Below are 18377 nucleotides of genomic sequence, written 5' to 3'. Positions count from 1 at the left end.
GGCCTTACGCCAAAGTCATAAATCCCTACTTGGAAACTATTTTGTCCCAGTTATTGGCAACCACTGACTTACGACGTCCATAACCCAGGTACACGGCGGCACCCACCAGCATCCAGATGCCAAAGACCACCCAGGTGATCACCCCAAGGTTCGCCATCAGGTAACCACAGAAGAGAATCGCGAGGATCGGAGTCAGCGGGTAGAGCGGCACCTTGAAGGTACGCGGCAGCTCCGGCTGGGTACGGCGCAGAATAATCACGGCCAGTGATACCAGCGAGAACGCAAAGAGCGTACCGATACTTGTGGCATCGGCCAGCTGGCCCAGCGGAACCAACCCGGCCACGATGGCCACGGCTCCACCGGTAATCCAGGTGCCGGCCACCGGCGCACCATTGCGTGGCGAGAGGCGGCCAAAGACCTTCGGCACCATGCCATCGCGGCTCATGGCCACCAGGATACGAGTCTGTCCGTAGAGCACGGTGATCACGATGGAAATGATGGAAAGAACCGCACCTGCGGCAAAGAGCAGCGAGACCCACCCCTGCCCGGTGACTTCTTCAAGCAGCTGCGCCAGCGCGGCTTCCTTGCCCTCAAACCAGGTCCATTCACGTGCACCAATCGCGGTGATCGCCACCAGAATATACAGCACGGTAATGATGACCATGGAGAGCACGATGGCTCGCGGCAGATCGCGCTGTGGGTTTTTGGCTTCCTCACCGGCCGTTGAGGCCGCATCAAAACCAATGTAGGAGAAGAATAGGCGTGCCGCGGCGGCCGAGACACCGGCGGTGCCCATGGGCAGCAGCGGGTCAAAGTTTCCGGAGGTGAAGGCGCTAAAGGCAATGGCGATGAAGAACACCAGCACCGCGATCTTAATGAACACCAGCACGGTGTTGACCACCGCGGATTCGCGGGTGCCGCGTACCAGCAGCACGGTGGCAAAGAGCACGATGATCAGCGCGGGGATATTGAACACTCCGCCGTCGGTGCCCGGGGGATTGGTCAGCGCCGCGGGTAGATCTAGACCCAGCGTCCTGCCCATTTCGTTGAGGTATTCGCCGGCACCCACGGCGATCGCGGCCACGGAGACCGCATATTCAAGCACCAAGCACCAACCACAGATCCAGGCCAACCCCTCGCCCATGGTTGCGTAGGTGTAGGTGTAGCTAGACCCGGAGACCGGAACCGCGCCGGCCATCTCCGCATAGGAAAGCGCGGCAAAGAGCGCGGCAAGACCGGCAATCGCAAAGGAAATCCAGACGGCCGGACCGGCCATAGGAACCGAGGAGGAGAGTACGACGAAAATGCCGGTGCCCAGTGTGGCACCGACGCTGATCATTGTCAGGTGCAGTAGCCCGAGGGTGCGGCGTAGCTTGGGGCCGTCCCCGGTGCCGTTTCCTGCCTCGGCGATGAACGCCTCGATCGGCTTACGGGCACCTAGTTGTTGGCGCAGTGTGGGCCGGGTTCCACCCTGTGCAATCTTTTGCGTGGTCATGTATAAATCTTCCCATCCTTCGGAAGTGTGACCACTGCATCATTGTTACGTCCGCGATGCGTCAAAAATCTTCAAACATCAGGTCAATCAGGGGTTCAACGTATTTGTGTGACATTCCCACTGTGGCGAATCTTACGCTCGACGGTGCCTGCATCGGGCGAAACCCAGCCGCAACTCCATGAATTATTTTGCATAATCATCAGTGAGTTTCGATCCCAAACCTCCTGCAACCGGCAAGCCAAGAATCACAAACCATGAGAAACAAAGAATAATGACGGATTCAGGGGTCTGGACATCACGAGATAATTTATTCGTACAGATCCAGTGGATTTCGGTCAAAACTGCTTCGAATTTTCCCGGATTCATGAGATTTTTGAAGGAGCAGATGTAAGCTGACTTCAGATTAATTATCTCGAGTCGGGCAACTGTCGACAGGTTTTTGTAGAATATATTCCGCGGAAATCTGGGCCTGTTTGAATTCAGCTTTAGTGCCATGTCCAGAGCCCTGGTGTTAGGAAAGTCCGTTTTGGAAATTATGCTTTTTCCCCATTTTCAGATCTTCCAGTTCCGATACTGTCGATCCAATGTGAGACCCACCGGATTAACCCACTGAAATATGCGATGGCTAGGATGCCTCCGGTGACCACGAAAATCGTTATAAACATAGTCAATTTGGTATCTCCATTGAAGCTAAGTCCGAAAGACTCAGCAATATGAGTGGGTCGCGGAGCCCACGAAACGTTGAAGAAGAGTAATAACCCTTGGGCAGTCACTAGAATGCCTGCGACCAGTGCACCAAGGAATCCCTTAGACTTCGCTGCAGACAATACAATGACTAGATATATAGCCGCTGAAAGTCCGTATATTGTTCCAAATACTAAGGCAAGAATCATCAGAGTTTTGCCTTGATCAGAGAGATGCATGACCCGATCCCTAACGCATCCCCCACAAGTGCGAGCCCCCCAGACCCGATAGAGGAAAGCGCTAACATCTGCGTTCTAGTGAGGTACTTTCCGATCTTTCCTTCGACGAATCCTTTGGCTGCCTTGTAGATAGCAGTAAGAAATTTCTTCGCTCCACCGAGCTTTTTGACGGCCGCAGAAAGTTTTGCACTCTTTTTAACGAGAGCGTTCATCTTTGTTATAGCTTGTACTAGTTTTGCTGCACCGAAGAGAATTGTAGCTAAATTTGCCGCGCAAGTAGCCCCGGTCCATAGCCACCAAGCGAGGCTAGGGTCGGCCGTTACAGGGAAAGCTGTCTGTTCATTAGTTTCAATGATCTGGGTTAAACCATTTCCGTTAAGAACAAAACGCGTTTTAAGATGCTCTCCCTCAGCGTCTACAGCCCAAGGCGTCTCAATGAGTGCAATCTGTTGTCGAGCTATTGTCGTTTGAGTCTCAGCCTCAGGCAATGCTTCAATTTGATCCCATTGTTCCTGAGTGATTTCTTCAGGGTCGTCCGTATCTCCGAGAATTGATTCGATTTGGGCGCTAGTAGCATCAAAGCTTTCATCCACAGGCGTCACAATTTCTACGTCTGCAACAATTGCGACAGACCCATCAGGATTTTCAACAAGCTCAGCGTCTGCCGGCAAATCAAGATCAAAGTCAAGCGAAGAGGAAGCCTGCGAATCTTCAAGAACAGCAATAAGCTGCGCACCATTCGCAGTAGCTCGTGTCACGATGTTAGTACCTGGTGCAGCATTGCGTTGTACAGAAACACCCTCTGTCAGAGTTGAATCATTGTTCGGGGATGCCACACCAATTGAAATTTCTGGGGACCCTACGCCAGAAAGCGAAGCTACTCCCTTCTCATCGACAGAAACGAAAGCCCCACTCTCTGTAAGAGAAACCGAGCTGTTATCAGTACCGCTAAGAGTTAGTGCATTGATTGGCGAAGCGGCCTCTGCCAACGCTGCAATAGATTTTGGATCGTTGGCATCGTAAGCGGAAGCGGCTTCAGATACCGTTCTGAGTGAAGCGTCTTCTGCCGCCATAGTTGGATCTGCCAGAGTAAAAACTAAGGCGAATGCGGTTGTCGCTGCGAGCATCGTTGTAAGCGATTTTTTGTGATGTCTTTTTAATGCAAGGTTAGGCATTTGCGAGCCTTCTTCTTTCGGGGTCTTCCCCCCTCACAAACGATTCAGTGCTCGGCTTGTTCAGGAAGACTCTTTTTTCGAGTGATGGAAAACATAATATATATGGGAATCAGCACTTTTTCTAATCACTAGTTCAAGTACAAAAGACGCTTGTTTTACACTTGAATATTATGTATATGCCGCCGTCAACGCGTCGATCACTTGCGCTGACGCGTTGCGAATATTTGATGCCTCCATGGGAATCGAGCTCCCTACTGGTGTTGATCAGATAGGCCAACTCTTCTCTTTGTCCGGGGACGGCAACAGTCTTCCGCGCAGAAAATCGGTCACGGAAAACTCGAACATATCGAGGGCCGATACCCGGCCAGATGTGCGGAAGAACCAAGTCGTTGAGCCGCGTACCCGGGGATTATGCGTGCGAAGCCAGCTACGCCACCGGTCTGACCAGCACAAACACCGCAATGGCCACATAACCAAACCATCCACATAAGCGGCTTTCGAAGGCTATGCATCTTCTAGATGCCGGCGTGAATCTTGTCTATATCCGTGATTTTCTTGGTCATGAAAGTGTCACCACCACGGAGATTTATGCCAGGGCCAGCACCGAAGTCAAACGTCGAGCCATCGAATCTGCCGAGCAGAACATCGTTCCCCAAAGCCCCTATGGCAAAGAACAACGCGCAGACCTCGTCAAGTGGTTACGAACCCTGCTCTAATAAGCAAGGATTATGCGAAGTCGTGAATACTTTCAAAGTCCAGAATGCGCGGCAAAGAGCGTGTGGACTTCGCATAATCTTTTGCTGCGCACTAGATTGCTATTTGTATTGATCCGAGTTCCTGGGCAAGCTGCTGGGATAGGGTTGCAGTTTGTTCCAGATGAAGGCTGGCGGTGGCGATGCTGTAAGCAGATACCAAAATTGCCGTAATGATGCCGCAAATTCGCCGATTTTCGAGAACTTGATGCCTTGAGACACCACCGAGCGAAATAGCCATCTGCGGGCGAATTTCAACCGATTACTTTGCCTGGCCTAGGCGAACAGTAAGCAATGCTGCGATCCGCATATTGCTGCTAGACCTAGCGGTTACCATCGTCAGCCCCTCTACCGGCAGTTACACAAGAATCCACGCAAACACGGGGCGTAGATGCCTCATTTTCAACGAGATGCTAACTGCCAAACTAGGCGAAGTACACGCCAATCCGGTTCCCATCGATCTCCTCAATACGGATATCGATGTCATACACATCGCGCAATACTTCCTGCGTCATGATCTGCGCCGGCGCACCCTGATGTACCAATACGCCCCGGCGCATGGCAAGGATCGTATCCGAATAGCATGAAGCAAAATTAATATCGTGAATAACTATCACAACCGTCTTACCCAGCTCATCGGCAAGCCTGCGGATCATCCGCATCATCTCCACCGAATGCTTCATGTCCAGGTTGTTCAGCGGCTCATCGAGCAGCAGGTATTCGGTATCCTGGGCCAGCACCATGGCAATGTAGGCACGCTGGCGTTGCCCACCGGAAAGCTCGTCAAGGAACCTATCAGCCAAATCTGTAAGATCCAGCTGCGCCATGGCCTTTTCAATGTGTTCTTGATCCACCGAGGTTGGGTGCCCACCCGAGTGCGGGAAACGCCCAAAACCTACCAGGTCGCGCACGCGCAAGCGCATGGTGATGTGGTTATCCTGCCGCAGGATCGCCATCGACTTGGCCAAATCCTTGCTCGCGGTCTTTGTCACATCGAGCCCGGCGATGGAAACCGACCCCGTGTCCATGGGCAGCAACCTGGAGATCAGTGAGAGTAGCGTGGATTTTCCGGCGCCGTTGGGCCCGATGATGGAGGTGACTCCACCGGAGGGTATGACGGTGCTGACCGCATCCACCACCGTGGTCCCGGAATAGGACTTGGACACCGAATCAATGCGAATCACTTCAGGGAACCCTTCAAAAGCAGGTAGAGGAATAGCAGGCCGCCGGCAAACTCAATGATCACACTGAGCGCGGTGGCAAAACCAAAGACACGTTCAAGTACCAACTGCCCACCAACGAGCGTAATGGCACCGAGCAGGGCGACGATGGGAATGAGCGCGGCATGGGAGAACTTGCGGACCATTTGGTAGGCCAGCGAGACCACCAGTAGCCCAAAGAAGGTTACCGGTCCCACCAGTGCGGTGGAGACCGCCACAAGAACTGAACACAGCACCAGCACCAAGGTGACCACGCGTTGATGATCGACGCCCAGGTTGATTGCCGTTTCGCGGCCCAACGCAAGTACGTCAAAGCTCTTTCGCAATCGCCAGACAATCACCGTAATAATGCCTACCACCACCGCGGAGATCCCCAGCAGTACCGGATCTACCTGGTTGAAGGAGGCGAAGAACAGGTCCTGGAGCACGATGTATTCGCTGGGTTCCATCAAGCGTTGCAGCAGTGAGGAGAACCCGCGGAAGAGCGTGCCAATCACGATGCCCACCAGCAGCATCAGGTGTAGCGAGGAGTTCCCGCCGGTGAACAGCCAACGGTAGAGCAGCGCGGAGAAGAGCACCATCAGCCCCACCTCAACACCAAATTTCAGGGCCGGGGTGGCGGTCATCAGGGTCGAGGAACCCAGCGCAAAGACCAGCGCGGTTTGGATCAGGATGTACAGCGCATCAAACCCCATGATCGATGGGGTCAGGATGCGGTTTGCGGTGACCGTCTGGAACATCAGCGTGGAAAGGCCAACTGCCATGGCAACCACCAGCATGGCACCGACGCGGATCGAGCGCCGTGAAAGCGCGTAGGAGAGATTCCCCTTGAGATCGATGGTCATAAACAGCACCACGCATACAAGCGTGAGCACTGCAAGGATGGTGATCAGCGTACCCGGCGAGATGCGTTTGAACGAGAATCCCCGGCTGCTCATCGAGCCCCCGGAGTCAAAGGGGTTGCGCGTCAATCCGCGTCCCGGGCGTAGTCGCTCACGTAGCGAGGCAAGCGGATTAGGCATTTCGTTTCCTGGTTCGTAGCAGCAGGATCAGGAAGGCGATGGCACCGAGCACGCTCATGACCATGCCCACCGGGACCTCGTAGGGGTAGCGGATGGTGCGGCCAATAATGTCGCAGAGCAGTACGAAGCCCGCGCCAAAGAGTGCTGTCCAGGGCACCGCGCGGCGCAGGTTGTCCCCAAAGATCAGCGAGACGATGTTGGGTACGATCAGCCCCAGGAATGGCACCGCACCCACGGTTGTGACAACCACCGCGGAAATCAGTGAGACAAGCACCAGGCCCAGGCGCATGATTGCCTTGTAGTTCATGCCAAGGTTCGTGGTGAAATCCGCACCCAGTCCGGCAACAGTAAATTTATCAGCGGCAATATAACCAATGACGGTCAGGATCGCCACGATCCATAAGAGTTCATAACGCCCGCGCAGCACTCCGGAGAAGTCTCCGATCATCCAGTTGCTCAGCGTCTGGAGCAGATCGTACTTATAGGCGAAGAATGTTGTCACCGAGCCGATGACGCCGCCAAGCATGATGCCCACGATGGGAACCAGCAGCGTATTGCGGGCCGGTAGTCGGTTCAGCACGGCCAAGAACAAGGCCGTCCCGCCCAGTGCAAAGACCGATGCCACACCCATTTTGAGCATCATGGGTGCGGCCGGAAGCGCCACGGTGACCACCAAGATGCCAAGCGTTGCCGATTCGACGGTTCCCACCGTGGAGGGCTCAACAAATCTATTGCGCACCATCAGCTGCATGATCAATCCGGCAACCGCCACCGCGGTTCCCGCGAGGATCACGGCAAGGGTGCGTGGCAGCCGCGAAATCCACAGCAGCTCCCAGGCTTCCTTATCACCGGAAAGCAATTGGGGCAGCGTGACATCGGAAACTCCGACGAACAAACTCACCCCCGCCATCACCAGCACCGCCAGGGTGCCGATGATCAGCCAGCTAGTTTCTGAAATCTTTCGGGTACGCGGAACGGCCGCCAGCGGAATTTCTTCCGCGGCGACCGCTTCCGGTAGCACTGGTGCGCTCATGGTTGATGTGTCCCTAGTGGACCTTTCCGCGGGAGCCTAGAGCCCCGCAGCTACCTCATCGATCATCTTGGCTGTGTTGTTTAGGCCGTAGCCCACCATGTACCAAGCATTTGAGTCTAGGTTGACGATCTTGTTGTTCTTTGCGGCATTTGTCGATTTGACCAGCTCGTTATCCAGTACTGCGGAGGCAGCTGCACCGGAAGTGCCCATGGCCGAGTCGCGGTCAATCACGTACAGGGTGTCCGGGTTGTTGGTCTTGAGGAATTCGAAGGAGATCGATTCACCGTGGGAACCCTCGGACTTGATATCGGCAACCGTTGCAATTCCCAGTACGTCGTGGATCAGGCCGAAGCGTGATCCGGCACCGTAGGCGGTGAGTTCGCCACCGGAGGTCATCACGATCAGACCCTTGCCGGCATCGGCGCTCTTGGCCTTGACGTCATTGATCTTGGTGTCGATGGCTGCGAGCTTCTCGGTGACCTGTGATTCAACATCGAAGATTTGACCCAGTTTGCCGGCCTGTTCCTTGAAGGAATCAAGTGGCTTGGTGGCATCTACCGAAAGATCGACGGTCGGTGCAATCTTGGAGAGCTCTTCGTAGGAGCCCGCGGTACGTCCGGTGATGATGATCAGATCCGGGTTGCCGTTGGAGATCGCTTCAAAATCTGGTTCCTTCATGGAACCAATCTTGGTGACGCTCTTGTCGTTGTACTTGGCCAGAGCTTCGGGGTACTTGGTTTCCGGCACACCATCAGCCGTAAGGTCCAGCGCGCTCATGGAATCAAGAACACCCAGATCGAAGGTGTAAACGGTTTCCGGCTTGAGAGGAACCGTGGTGGTTCCCTGTGCGTGGGTGATCTCGACGGTCTTGCCATCGGCTGCGTTGGCGCCTGCCTCGGGGGAACCGCCACAAGCGGTCAATGCGAGCAGTGATACACCCGCGGCTACGGTGCCCAGGGCGGTGCGGAAAGACATCTTCACTGTACTTTTCTCCGATGAAATGGTGCTGAGATGGCCGGCCGGGTAATTAGCTAACAACCTCATTGCGTAAATGAACTCAAGTGAAACGCTATAGATAAGGCATGCCTAGGTGCAAGCCGGTGGGCTGTTCTGGCGCTCATTTGGCACGTTTTACCAAGCAAGGCTTGCCTAAGCTACGCCGAGTTTACGCGGATTCCGGCTCCCTAAAACTCTTTTCTATGACCCCTGTCACACTTGGTTCACAGTGGGTCCCACTGAGCGGAACCGCCCGAAGTGAGGGGGGGTTCGATAACCCGCGGGGACTGGGTTCGATGTGATGCGTTCCTTGATCCCGCGCCATCTATTGCCCGCTTTCTGCTGCACCCACGGGCTTGTGTGGGCGGTTTGCTGCCCCCCAGGGTGTCGCGGGCTGGTGGGCTCAGGTGCAATGGGGCGAGCGTAGGTGTGCTTGAGGTGGCGCAAAAATGTGCGGCAGCCCACTTTTTGCCGTCCAATTGCGCGAGCTGGTGCGATTTTTCACCGGATCAACCGTCCGCCGCCTGCCCAAATAGGTTACTTGGACGTTGCTTAATTGGTTTGTGTGAGGTTAGCCTTACTCGTCAGGGGAATGCGGGGTAAGTCCATTCCATGATCCCCACCCACTACATTGCCGCGCTGAACTAGGCAATCTTGCACTCACGCACGCACAACGCTCCAGAATCACGAAGGATTCCAACCAGATGAAGTTCACTCGTCGTACGGCCTTGCTCGCAGCAGCTTCGGCCACCATCGCCCTGACGCTCAGCGCCTGCGGAACCCCGGTGGGTTCATCCCCCCAATCATCGGGTAGCACGGCAAACGCTGAGGCATCGGGTGAGGCCAGTTTCCCGGTAAGTATCAAACACATTTATGGCACCACCGAGATCACCGAAAAACCCACACGCATTGCCACAGTGTCGTGGGTCAATGCCGATGCCGTGCTGGCCTTGGGTGTGGTTCCCGTGGGGATGGCCGAAGACGTCTGGGGCAACAATGCTCAGGGCTCCACCGATTGGAAGGACGCAAAGCTCACCGAGCTGGGCGCCGCCCTTGGAACCGAGAAGGCACCGGTGCAGTATGCGGAAGCCGACGGCGTGAACTTCACGGCAATTGCCGAAACCAAACCGGATCTCATCGTTGCCGGATACTCGGGCCTGACCAAGGACGAATACGAAAAGCTTTCCAAGATTGCACCGGTCATCGCACCCATCGCACCCAACTACACCAGTAGCTGGCAGCAAGTCACCACCGCTGTGGGCCAAGCATTGGGTCAGCAGGATGAGGCAACCGCGCTGATCACCGATGTCGAAGGCAAACTCAAGGCAGCTGCCGACGCCAACCCGGTCTTCAAGGACACGGTCTTCATCGCCGGAAACCTGGAACCGGCCGATGGCGGCATCAACCTCTATGCAACGGGGGACTCCCGTCCACGCTTCCTCACCGCCTTGGGCATGAAGCAGGCACCAATGGTCGATGAAAACGTCAAGGACGGCGAGTTCTTCTTGCCGTGGGCCGCCGAGCGCGGTAACGAACTGGAATCCGATATCTTCTTCACTTGGATCCCCGCCGGTTCAACCACCGACGCTATCAAGGCAAACAAACTGTTCTCACAGATCCCGGCGGTTGCCAAGGGCGGCCTGGTGGCAGCGGCCAATGACATGGAAGTTCTTTCCATCTCCGCTGCCTCACCGCTGTCGGTTCCCTACGCCATTGAGAAGGTAGTCCCGGCTCTCGCCGCCGGCGCCCACGCGGCCACCGGAAAATAGCAAAAACTCGGCAACTAAACCTGCACAGCGGACTAGGACATCATGTTAAGAGGCATCGAACTCGGCAAGGTAGCTCAATTGGGCTGCCACCGAGATCTCTGCTGCCTTACGCACGGAAGCATCCACGTCCGCATAGACAATATCGGTGACTTCGGTGACTTCGGTGACTTCGGTGATGCCCGGGGTTCGGTTGGTGCCGCGCAACTGCTTCAGCGCGGCACTAATCTGCTCCAAACGCGCCAACCGGTGCATACGATACTGGCTAACAATTTCATGCAGCGAGTCCAACACCGGGCCGTGTGCCGGAAGCACCCGGGCATCGGGTGCTTCTCCCAGTGCATCCAACGACTTCAAGTAGTCGCCAAGGGTGCCATCGGGTGCATCAAGAATTGTGGTGCCACGGCCCAAAATGGTGTCCCCGGTCAGCATCGATCCCTTGGCCCCGTCATCGGGCAACAGGAACGAGAGCGAGTCCGAGGTGTGTCCGGGGGTGGCGAGCACGCGCAGCAGTACACCGGCGGCGCGGATTTCTTCACCATCGTGCAGCACCGGGGCATCCCGGCAATATTCGGGCAGTGCTGCACGCACCGGAGCGCCGGTCAGTCGGTGCAGGGTGTCAATGCCCTCGGTGTGATCTGCATGTCGATGAGTGATCAGGATCAGTTCTACCGATTGCGCGGCCAATGCGGCAAGGTGCCCGGCATCCTCGGGGCCCGGATCCACGATGATCGCGTGTTCGGAACCCGGGGCACGCAAAATGTAGGAATTGGTGCCATCCAGGGACATGGGACCCGGGTTGGGGGCCAATATGTACGATGCGAGATCGGTGGCGCGAGTAGCTTGAAGGCTCATGGCACCCAGTCTAGGGTGCTAGCTCGTCTTGGCGAGTGCGAAATGACGACGAAACGATGAGCATGAATACCAACGCGCAGGCACCAGTCGCCAAGACTCGGGCAGTAATGGATTCCACCGCGCCTTCCCCGCCCCTGCCGCATCCCGCGCTCGGACCGGCAGCACACCGCGAAACGTCGCAGGAACCGGTCAAACGTCAACGCATCCACGCACCGGTGTTGGCGCTAGTGCTACTCGCTGCCCTGCTGCTTGCACTCTTTGCCTCGTTACTCATCGGTGCCCGCACCATTCACCCAGCTGTCGTTTTTGACGCGCTCTTCCACCCTGACCTCAACAATGGTGAACACGCGGTGGTGGCCTCCCGCATCCCACGCACCATTGCCGGGCTCCTGATCGGCGCGGCCCTAGGCTTGGCCGGAGCCGGCATGCAGGGGATCACCCGAAACCCCTTGGCCGATCCCGGAATCCTGGGTGTGAATGCAGGAGCGGCTCTGGCAGTAGTTACGGGCATTCACTTTTTTGCGGTCTCAACGCTGAACGGTTACATACTTTTTGCATTCCTTGGCGCGGCCGCTGCCTCGCTGATTGTTTATCTGGTGGCTTCGCTGGGCCGTGACGGGGCAACCCCGCTGAAGCTGGCCCTGGCCGGGGCCGCGATGGCCGCCGGGCTCGGCTCACTGACCAGCGCCCTACTCATGATCGGCAATCAGGCCTTCGATAGGTTCAGATTCTGGCAGGTCGGCACGCTGGGGGCCCGTGAGGTTCCAGAAATGCTGAGTGTCGCACCATTCCTGCTAATTGGTGCCATCGCCATCCTATTGAGCGCAAGATTGTTCAACGCCGTGGCATTGGGTGATGACTCGGCCCGTGGGCTGGGTTTCAAAGTGGGCCGGGGTCGGGCCATTTCCGCTGCCGGGGTGGTGCTGCTCTGTGGTGCGGCTACCGCATTGGCCGGACCCATCGGCTTTGTTGGCTTGATTGTTCCGCATGCCATCCGTGCGCTGAGCGGCGGCGATTATCGATGGTTGTTACCCCTGTCAATGCTTGCCGGTCCGGTGCTACTGCTGGGTGCCGACATTATTGGCCGGGTGGTTGCACCACCTGCGGAAATTCAGGTGGGTGTCATGACGGCAGTTGTAGGGGCGCCGCTCTTCCTCTGGCTGCTGCGCCGCGGTAAGCAGGTATCGCTATGAGCCGACCCATGACCCATCCGATAATCCTTCCGGACTCCCGCCCAATCCAAGAATCTCTACCCACGGACCCCAGCACACAGCCTGAACGTGCCACCAAACAGAACCTAAACCCCATCATCCATCCAGGCCTTGTTGTCACGACCCAAAACCTAGGCCATGGCAAAAACCTTGGTACGCCCGGCACTGGCACAGCACGCAAGCCACGTTCCACCAATCCACTGACCTCCGTCCTCTGCTTCGGCACCCTAGGCATCCTCGCGGCGGTGCTTTTGAACCTGCTCTTTGGCCGCCATCCCATCGCGGTTCTTGACCTGATCGCGGCCCTGAGCGGTGAAGCGATTCCCGGGGTCTCCTTTATCCTCTGGGAGGACCGGCTGCCGCAGGCCGCGGTGGGCATCCTTGCCGGTGCCGCTTTTGGTGCTTCGGGAGCCATCTTCCAGCGCATGTTGCGCAACCCCTTGGCCAGCCCCGATGTGATAGGTGTTGGTTATGGAGCCAGCGCCGCGGCGGTGGCCGGGATGCTACTCTTTGGCGCCCAAGGCATCGGCCTGTCCCTGATTGCCTGCCTTGGTGCCATGGTCGTGGCGCTGCTGATCTATAAAATTGCCGATGCCGGAAAACATACAGGCCCGCGGCTGATCCTTGCCGGCATTGCCGTGGCTGCAATGCTGCAAGGCATCATTCAGTACCTGCTCACCCGGAGCGATGTGCGCAGTGCCGCCGATGCACTGCGCTGGCTCACCGGTTCGCTCAGTGCCAGTACCTGGGAGCGCGCCGGATTACTTGGCGTAGCATTGGCAATCCTTTTCCCGCTGCTGCTACCGGCGGCGTCCAAGTTACGCATCCTCGAATTGGGTGATGACACGGCCGCCGGGCTGGGCCTAAACCCCAAAAACACCCGGCTGGGCTTGATCCTGCTGGGTGTGGGGCTCACGGCGGTGGCCACCGCCGTCACCGGCCCGCTGGCCTTCGTCTCCTTCCTGGCCGGGCCGCTGGCCCTGCGCCTTTGTCAGGGGCGCAGTCACCTGGGCGCCGCGGCAATCACCGGTGCCCTGCTTGTCACGCTCGCTACGTTTATCGCGGGCAACGTCTTGCCCGACATACAATTACCAGTCGGCGTCGTTACCGGCGCGCTGGGAGCACCGTTCCTCATCTGGGTCCTGGTGCGCTCCAACAAGGAAGGAAGCTGAAGCGCCCCCATGGCACTACTTCAAGCCCAGGATCTCACGCTCGCCTATGACTCGGTGAGCATTGTCGATGAGCTCTCCCTCGAGCTACCCACCGGCGAGGTGACAATCATCGTCGGAGCCAATGGCTGCGGAAAATCAACGCTTTTGCGTGGTTTAGCCCGGTTGCTCAAGCCGGCCGGCGGCAAGGTATTGCTCGATGGCGATGACATCCACACGCGCCCGGCCCGCGAGGTAGCCAAGATGTTGGGACTGTTGCCGCAGACTCCCACCGCGCCCGATGGCATTACAGTGCGTGAACTGGTGGGCCGTGGCCGCTACCCGCACCAAGGATGGTTCAAGCGCTGGAATTCCGAGGATGAGGCAGCCGTGGAGCGGGCCATGAGCATGACCAGCACCCTGGAACTTGCCGAACGTCCCGTCGATGAACTTTCCGGTGGGCAGCGCCAGCGCGTCTGGATTGCCATGGCGTTGGCGCAGGAAACCGAGTTGTTGCTGCTCGATGAGCCAACTACCTACCTTGATGTTGCCCACCAATTGGAGGTGCTCGATGTTATTTCCGAGCTCAACCGCACCCGCGGCACCACAGTTGTCATAGTCCTGCATGACCTCAACCTTGCCGCACGCTATGCAGATCACCTCGTGGCGCTCAAGGAAGGCAAGATTGTTGCCGCCGGACACCCGGCCGCCGTGGTGACCGAGGAAATGGTCAAAAACGTTTTTGGTATGCCCTGCCGGGTGATCCCGGACCCGGTGGCCGGAACCCCGCTGGTGCTACCCATTGGCCGCCACCGCGTCTTACGTACCGAATCGGTGCTCGCCGCCAAGGGTATTTACCGTACCCAGGATCCAGCCACCGAACTATCAACTACTGCACCAACTGTTCCGCACCTCGCGGCTCAAGACGCAACCCCGGCCACGTCCTCGGACGCCGGAATCCTTGCGACCGATGAACCGGAAGAAAATACCGAAACTCCCGCGAATTTAGGCTTAGAAGCCCCAATTCCGGCATCAAGCATCAGTGAAATGCTTGCCTTCTCAACTCGTGTGGTTGCCACCGACACGTTGGGGGATAATTTCAAGCGCATCACCCTTGCGGGAAGCGATCTTGCGCATTTTGGTGCCGGGGATGCACCGTGGGATTTGCGCATCAAGCTCATGTTTCAGGCGGCCGGCAACTCCAGCGTCCCAGGAGTCGCGCATCTGGGTGCTTTCGAATCACTGCGCCCCGACGCGCTGATTACCGCCTCACAGGCCACCGGATGGTACAAACGTTGGCTCGCCGAACCCGAAGAAGCACGCGGGCTTATGCGCACCTATACAGTGCGTTCGCTGCGCCCCGCGGGTCACCGCGATAACCGTGGCACCGAGGCGGAGATCGACATCGACTTTGTCTTGCATCTCACGGGCGATGACGGCAAGCCCGGTGGCGGGCCGGCAACCAACTGGGCCGCAACGGCACAGGCGGGGGACCGGCTCATGGTGTTGGGGCCCAATGCCGCCTTGTGCACTGCGGACTACGGAGGAATTGAGTTCCGTCCGGGGTCGGCCAAACGTATTCTTTTGGCTGGCGATGAGACGGCGGCTCCGGCCATCTGCTCAATTCTTGAATCCTTGCCAGCCGGAATCACCGGTCATGCGCTCATCGAAGTTCCAAATACCAGCGATATTCAGGGTTCTTCAACGCGTTCGGGTGTTTCGGTTCAATGGTTGCCGCGCGGTTCGCACCCGCATGGCGAGCTCTTGGCCTCGGCCGTGCGTGCAACTGTTGCCATTCCGGGTGCCGGGGCCGTGATGACAGGTGCCGAGCCCGAAGAAATCGATGTCGATGAGCAGATCCTCTGGGAAACAGCCACCGCGTCGACCCAACCGTTCTACGCGTGGCTTGCCGGTGAAGCAGGAACTATCAAGGAACTACGCCGCTATTTGGTGCGTGATGCGGGGATGGATCGCAAGCAGGTTGCCTTCATGGGCTACTGGCGTCGCGGCAAGGCCGAGGGCTAAGCCAAGATCCACGGGCTACGAACCTAGGCTGCAACATCCGCAGATATCGGCCTAAGTTTGGACTCAAACTGGATTCAAGGATTCAAAGCAGTAGGGCATGGTGGCTCCCGCTAAATAGTGGGAGCCACCATGCCCTACTTTTTTCTTGTTGATCCCACTAGGTGTGGCAGGGGGGGGAGCAAGAATTCTTCACTCTGGTCCCAATTGCGTCAAGATGCGGGCGAGTTCTGCGCGGTCCCGAGCAGTTAAGCGCCCAAAATATTCTTCGGTATGGCCGCGACGCGCGGTGCGTACCTTGGTCGAAAGGTCAAACCCTGCCGGGCTCAACTGCACCAATGTTGCCCGTCGATCAAGCGGATCTTGGGTCCTGATGACCAAGTCTTTGTCTTCGAGCTGGTCGATAACCTCGGTGGCCGAACGTGGAGCAATGCGTAACCGGTGTGCAACGTCCTTGAGTCGAAGACCATCGTTGCTCGAAGGATCAAGGCTATTTTTCGCTAGTGCCGCCATGGCCCGATACTGGTGGGGTGTCAGATCAAAGGGTGCTAATTGTTCAACCCAGGAGTGTCGCAAAGCGCGAAAAGCTCGGTGAAATAGGTCTGAAAGATCGCCCTGAGCGGCGGAATCTGGGCTATTTGGCATAGTGCTAAGCGTACCGCAGAGTTGACTGGTAACCACACAGTGAGGTAACCTCAGTAATGACGAGGTGCGAATCCCGCACCCACAACCACCAAGAAAGGTGGTGCGCATGTCGGGAACACCTACTATTTCCAGCGCAGCCCGCTCGGGCCAAGGCCGCTCGGCCACTAAATCATCGGGTGCCAGTGGCGCCAGTGAAACACCAGATTCGGGACGCGGCGGCGGACCCGGTGGGCGCGTAGCCCGCAAAAATCCCGCGGATATTCGGCAGGTCAAACTCCATCCGGTGAAGCTTTCCCGGATTGCCGAACTATTCAAACCACACAAAATCACCATCATGATCGTCGTATTGCTGATCTCCGCAGCATCCATCATCGGACTGGCCCAACCATTTTTGATCCGCGCAATTATCGATGATGCGCTGCCACACCAGAACGTCGCGCTGCTGGCCTGGCTTTCCGGTGGGTTGGTGGCAGTGGCAGCAGCCAGCGCGGCCATCGGGGTTGTCCAAACCTGGATGGCGACCAAAATGGGCCAAAAGGTCATGCACACGCTGCGCACCAGACTCTTTACCCACCTGCAGGCCCAATCGCTGGGCTTCTTTACCCGAACCCGCAGCGGCGAAGTGCAATCACGCCTGACCAACGACATTGCCGGAATGCAGTCGGTTGTCACCTCCACTGCTACCTCGGTGGCCTCAAACCTGACAACCGCGGTGGCAACGGCCATCGCGATGATCGCGCTCTCCCCACGGATGAGCCTGCTTTCACTGATCGTGCTACCCCCGGCCATCTGGCTTTCACGCAAGGTGGCATTGCTGCGCCGCGATATTACCAGTGCCCGGCAGGCCGAGCTTGCCGGAATGTATACGCAAATCGAGGAGGGGCTCTCGGTCTCCGGAATTCGCCTTGCTAAAACCCTGGGTACCACCGGCCGGGATGTTGCCCGCTTCGGTGCATCCTCGCACCGCCTGGTAGATCTCGAGCTGCGCAGCCAGTTGGCGGGACGCTGGCGCATGGCCACCATGAGCATCGTCTTTGCCGCAATCCCCGCCATTATCTACCTGGCCGCCGGATTCCCGTTGACCAGTGGCGGAATGACCATTGGTACGTTGGTTGCCTTTACCGCGCTACAGGGTGCAATTTTCCGTCCCATCATGGGGCTGTTGAATGTCGGGGTTCAGTGGGTCACCGCGATGGCCTTGTTTAGCCGCATCTTCGAATACCTGGATTTGGAACCGGAGATCAAGGCACCGACCCACCCCCATGAGCTCGATGCTCAGCGGGTGCAGGGGCTGGTGAAATTTGAGGACGTCAGGTTTGCCTACCACGATGGCACCGAGGTGCTGCACGGCATCGACCTGGTTCTTGAACCGGGTAGCTCAACGGCGATCGTGGGTCCTACGGGGTCCGGTAAATCAACGCTTGGTTCGTTGCTGCCGCGTCTGCACGATCCAAGTTCCGGGCGGATCACCATCGACGGCATCGACATCCGTGAACTGGCGCCCGAGACCCTGAACCAAATCGTGGGTGTGGTTTCTCAGGAGACCTACCTGATCCACTCATCGATTCGCGAGAATCTGCTGCTTGCCGACCCCGAGGCCACCGATGCGCACTTGTGGGAAGCCTTGGCCAGCGCACAGATTGCGGACCTGATTGCCGCGCTGCCCGAATCCCTGGATACCGTGGTGGGGGCACGCGGGCATCGGTTCTCCGGTGGTGAGCAGCAACGTCTGGCCATCGCCCGCACCATCCTGCGCAATCCGCGGATCCTGCTGCTCGATGAGGCTACAAGCGCACTCGATAACACCACCGAGGCGCTGGTGCAAAAGGCGCTGGACCAGCTTGCCCACGGACGCACAACGCTGATGATCGCCCACCGGCTTTCAACCGTTGAAAATGCGGACCAATTGGTGGTTCTGCAGGACGGGAACATCATCGAACGGGGAGAACCTGCGGTGTTGCGTTCTTCGAATGGCGCCTACACCGCATTGATAGCTGCCCGGGAGCAAGAAGTGTTCGATGCTGCGCTGGAGTCCGCGCACTAAAGGTCGCGGAGCAGAGATTGCTCATCGTTGTGGGGATTCACCCGGAGCGATGAGCGTTTCCGTGTGCAGG

At 57.5% G+C, this 18377-nt stretch carries 15 protein-coding genes; 6 read left to right on the top strand and 9 right to left on the bottom strand.

The features are described 5' to 3' along the window. Positions 1-25: 25 nt before the first annotated feature. Complete coding sequence (locus CQ018_RS18940; protein WP_105551571.1) at positions 26-1495, bottom strand: amino acid permease; 1470 nt, start codon at positions 1493-1495, stop codon at positions 26-28. A gap of 892 nt (positions 1496-2387) precedes the next feature. Beyond that, on the bottom strand, positions 2388-3593 hold the full coding sequence (locus tag CQ018_RS18925) for a hypothetical protein (protein WP_105551568.1): 1206 nt from the start codon (positions 3591-3593) through the stop codon (positions 2388-2390). A 506-nt stretch (positions 3594-4099) separates the two neighbouring features. Between CQ018_RS18925 and CQ018_RS18920 the strand changes: the two genes are divergently transcribed. Beyond that, positions 4100-4309 carry a tyrosine-type recombinase/integrase gene (locus tag CQ018_RS18920; protein ID WP_105551567.1) on the top strand — a complete coding sequence of 70 codons (210 nt, stop codon included), beginning with the start codon at positions 4100-4102 and terminating at the stop codon, positions 4307-4309. A 91-nt stretch (positions 4310-4400) separates the two neighbouring features. Here CQ018_RS18920 and CQ018_RS20160 read toward each other — a convergent pair whose 3' ends face one another. The 5 genes from CQ018_RS20160 to CQ018_RS18895 form a co-directional block, all read right to left on the bottom strand. Next, positions 4401-4586: a hypothetical protein gene (locus tag CQ018_RS20160; RefSeq protein ID WP_105551566.1), complete on the bottom strand. Its 186-nt coding sequence runs from the start codon at positions 4584-4586 to the stop codon at positions 4401-4403. Positions 4587-4770: 184 nt separating this feature from the next. Continuing rightward, positions 4771-5529 (bottom strand): ABC transporter ATP-binding protein, encoded by a 759-nt coding sequence (locus CQ018_RS18910; protein ID WP_105551565.1) that lies wholly within the window; start codon positions 5527-5529, stop codon positions 4771-4773. Beyond that, entirely contained in the window at positions 5526-6587 is a 1062-nt protein-coding gene (locus CQ018_RS18905) for an iron chelate uptake ABC transporter family permease subunit (protein ID WP_258142760.1), read from the bottom strand. Before CQ018_RS18905 ends, CQ018_RS18910 begins: the two co-directional genes overlap by 4 nt. Then, positions 6580-7620 carry an ABC transporter permease gene (locus tag CQ018_RS18900; RefSeq protein WP_105551564.1) on the bottom strand — a complete coding sequence of 347 codons (1041 nt, stop codon included), beginning with the start codon at positions 7618-7620 and terminating at the stop codon, positions 6580-6582. Before CQ018_RS18900 ends, CQ018_RS18905 begins: the two co-directional genes overlap by 8 nt. A gap of 36 nt (positions 7621-7656) precedes the next feature. Then, positions 7657-8595, bottom strand: coding sequence for a siderophore ABC transporter substrate-binding protein (locus tag CQ018_RS18895; RefSeq protein WP_105551563.1), 939 nt, complete (start codon positions 8593-8595; stop codon positions 7657-7659). Between the two features lie 725 nt (positions 8596-9320). Here CQ018_RS18895 and CQ018_RS18890 point away from each other — a divergent pair. Next, a complete protein-coding gene (locus CQ018_RS18890; RefSeq protein WP_105551562.1) occupies positions 9321-10385 on the top strand; it encodes an ABC transporter substrate-binding protein in 1065 nt (354 codons plus the stop codon). A 45-nt stretch (positions 10386-10430) separates the two neighbouring features. On the opposite strand, the gene CQ018_RS18885 is transcribed toward CQ018_RS18890, so the two are convergent. Beyond that, complete coding sequence (locus CQ018_RS18885) at positions 10431-11237, bottom strand: MBL fold metallo-hydrolase (RefSeq protein WP_105551561.1); 807 nt, start codon at positions 11235-11237, stop codon at positions 10431-10433. Positions 11238-11299: 62 nt separating this feature from the next. Between CQ018_RS18885 and CQ018_RS18880 the strand changes: the two genes are divergently transcribed. The 3 genes from CQ018_RS18880 to CQ018_RS18870 are packed head-to-tail and all read left to right on the top strand — an operon-like array spanning position 11300 to position 15621. Beyond that, complete coding sequence (locus CQ018_RS18880; RefSeq protein WP_374954222.1) at positions 11300-12430, top strand: FecCD family ABC transporter permease; 1131 nt, start codon at positions 11300-11302, stop codon at positions 12428-12430. An 8-nt stretch (positions 12431-12438) separates the two neighbouring features. Beyond that, positions 12439-13620 carry an iron chelate uptake ABC transporter family permease subunit gene (locus CQ018_RS18875; protein WP_258142752.1) on the top strand — a complete coding sequence of 394 codons (1182 nt, stop codon included), beginning with the start codon at positions 12439-12441 and terminating at the stop codon, positions 13618-13620. A gap of 9 nt (positions 13621-13629) precedes the next feature. Continuing rightward, positions 13630-15621, top strand: coding sequence for an SIP domain-containing protein (locus tag CQ018_RS18870; protein ID WP_105551560.1), 1992 nt, complete (start codon positions 13630-13632; stop codon positions 15619-15621). A gap of 189 nt (positions 15622-15810) precedes the next feature. Here CQ018_RS18870 and CQ018_RS18865 read toward each other — a convergent pair whose 3' ends face one another. Next, on the bottom strand, positions 15811-16263 hold the full coding sequence (locus CQ018_RS18865) for a MarR family winged helix-turn-helix transcriptional regulator (RefSeq protein WP_105551559.1): 453 nt from the start codon (positions 16261-16263) through the stop codon (positions 15811-15813). A gap of 106 nt (positions 16264-16369) precedes the next feature. Between CQ018_RS18865 and CQ018_RS18860 the strand changes: the two genes are divergently transcribed. Further along, positions 16370-18307 carry an ABC transporter ATP-binding protein gene (locus CQ018_RS18860; protein WP_105551558.1) on the top strand — a complete coding sequence of 646 codons (1938 nt, stop codon included), beginning with the start codon at positions 16370-16372 and terminating at the stop codon, positions 18305-18307. Positions 18308-18377 lie beyond the last annotated feature (70 nt).

Origin of the sequence: Arthrobacter sp. MYb227, from assembly GCF_002975435.1 — a bacterium.
In the GTDB taxonomy this organism is placed as follows: Bacteria; Actinomycetota; Actinomycetes; order Actinomycetales; family Micrococcaceae; genus Paeniglutamicibacter.
The sequence above is the reverse complement of the archived record's forward strand: the minus strand, read 5'-3'. Positions and strand labels throughout refer to the sequence as shown.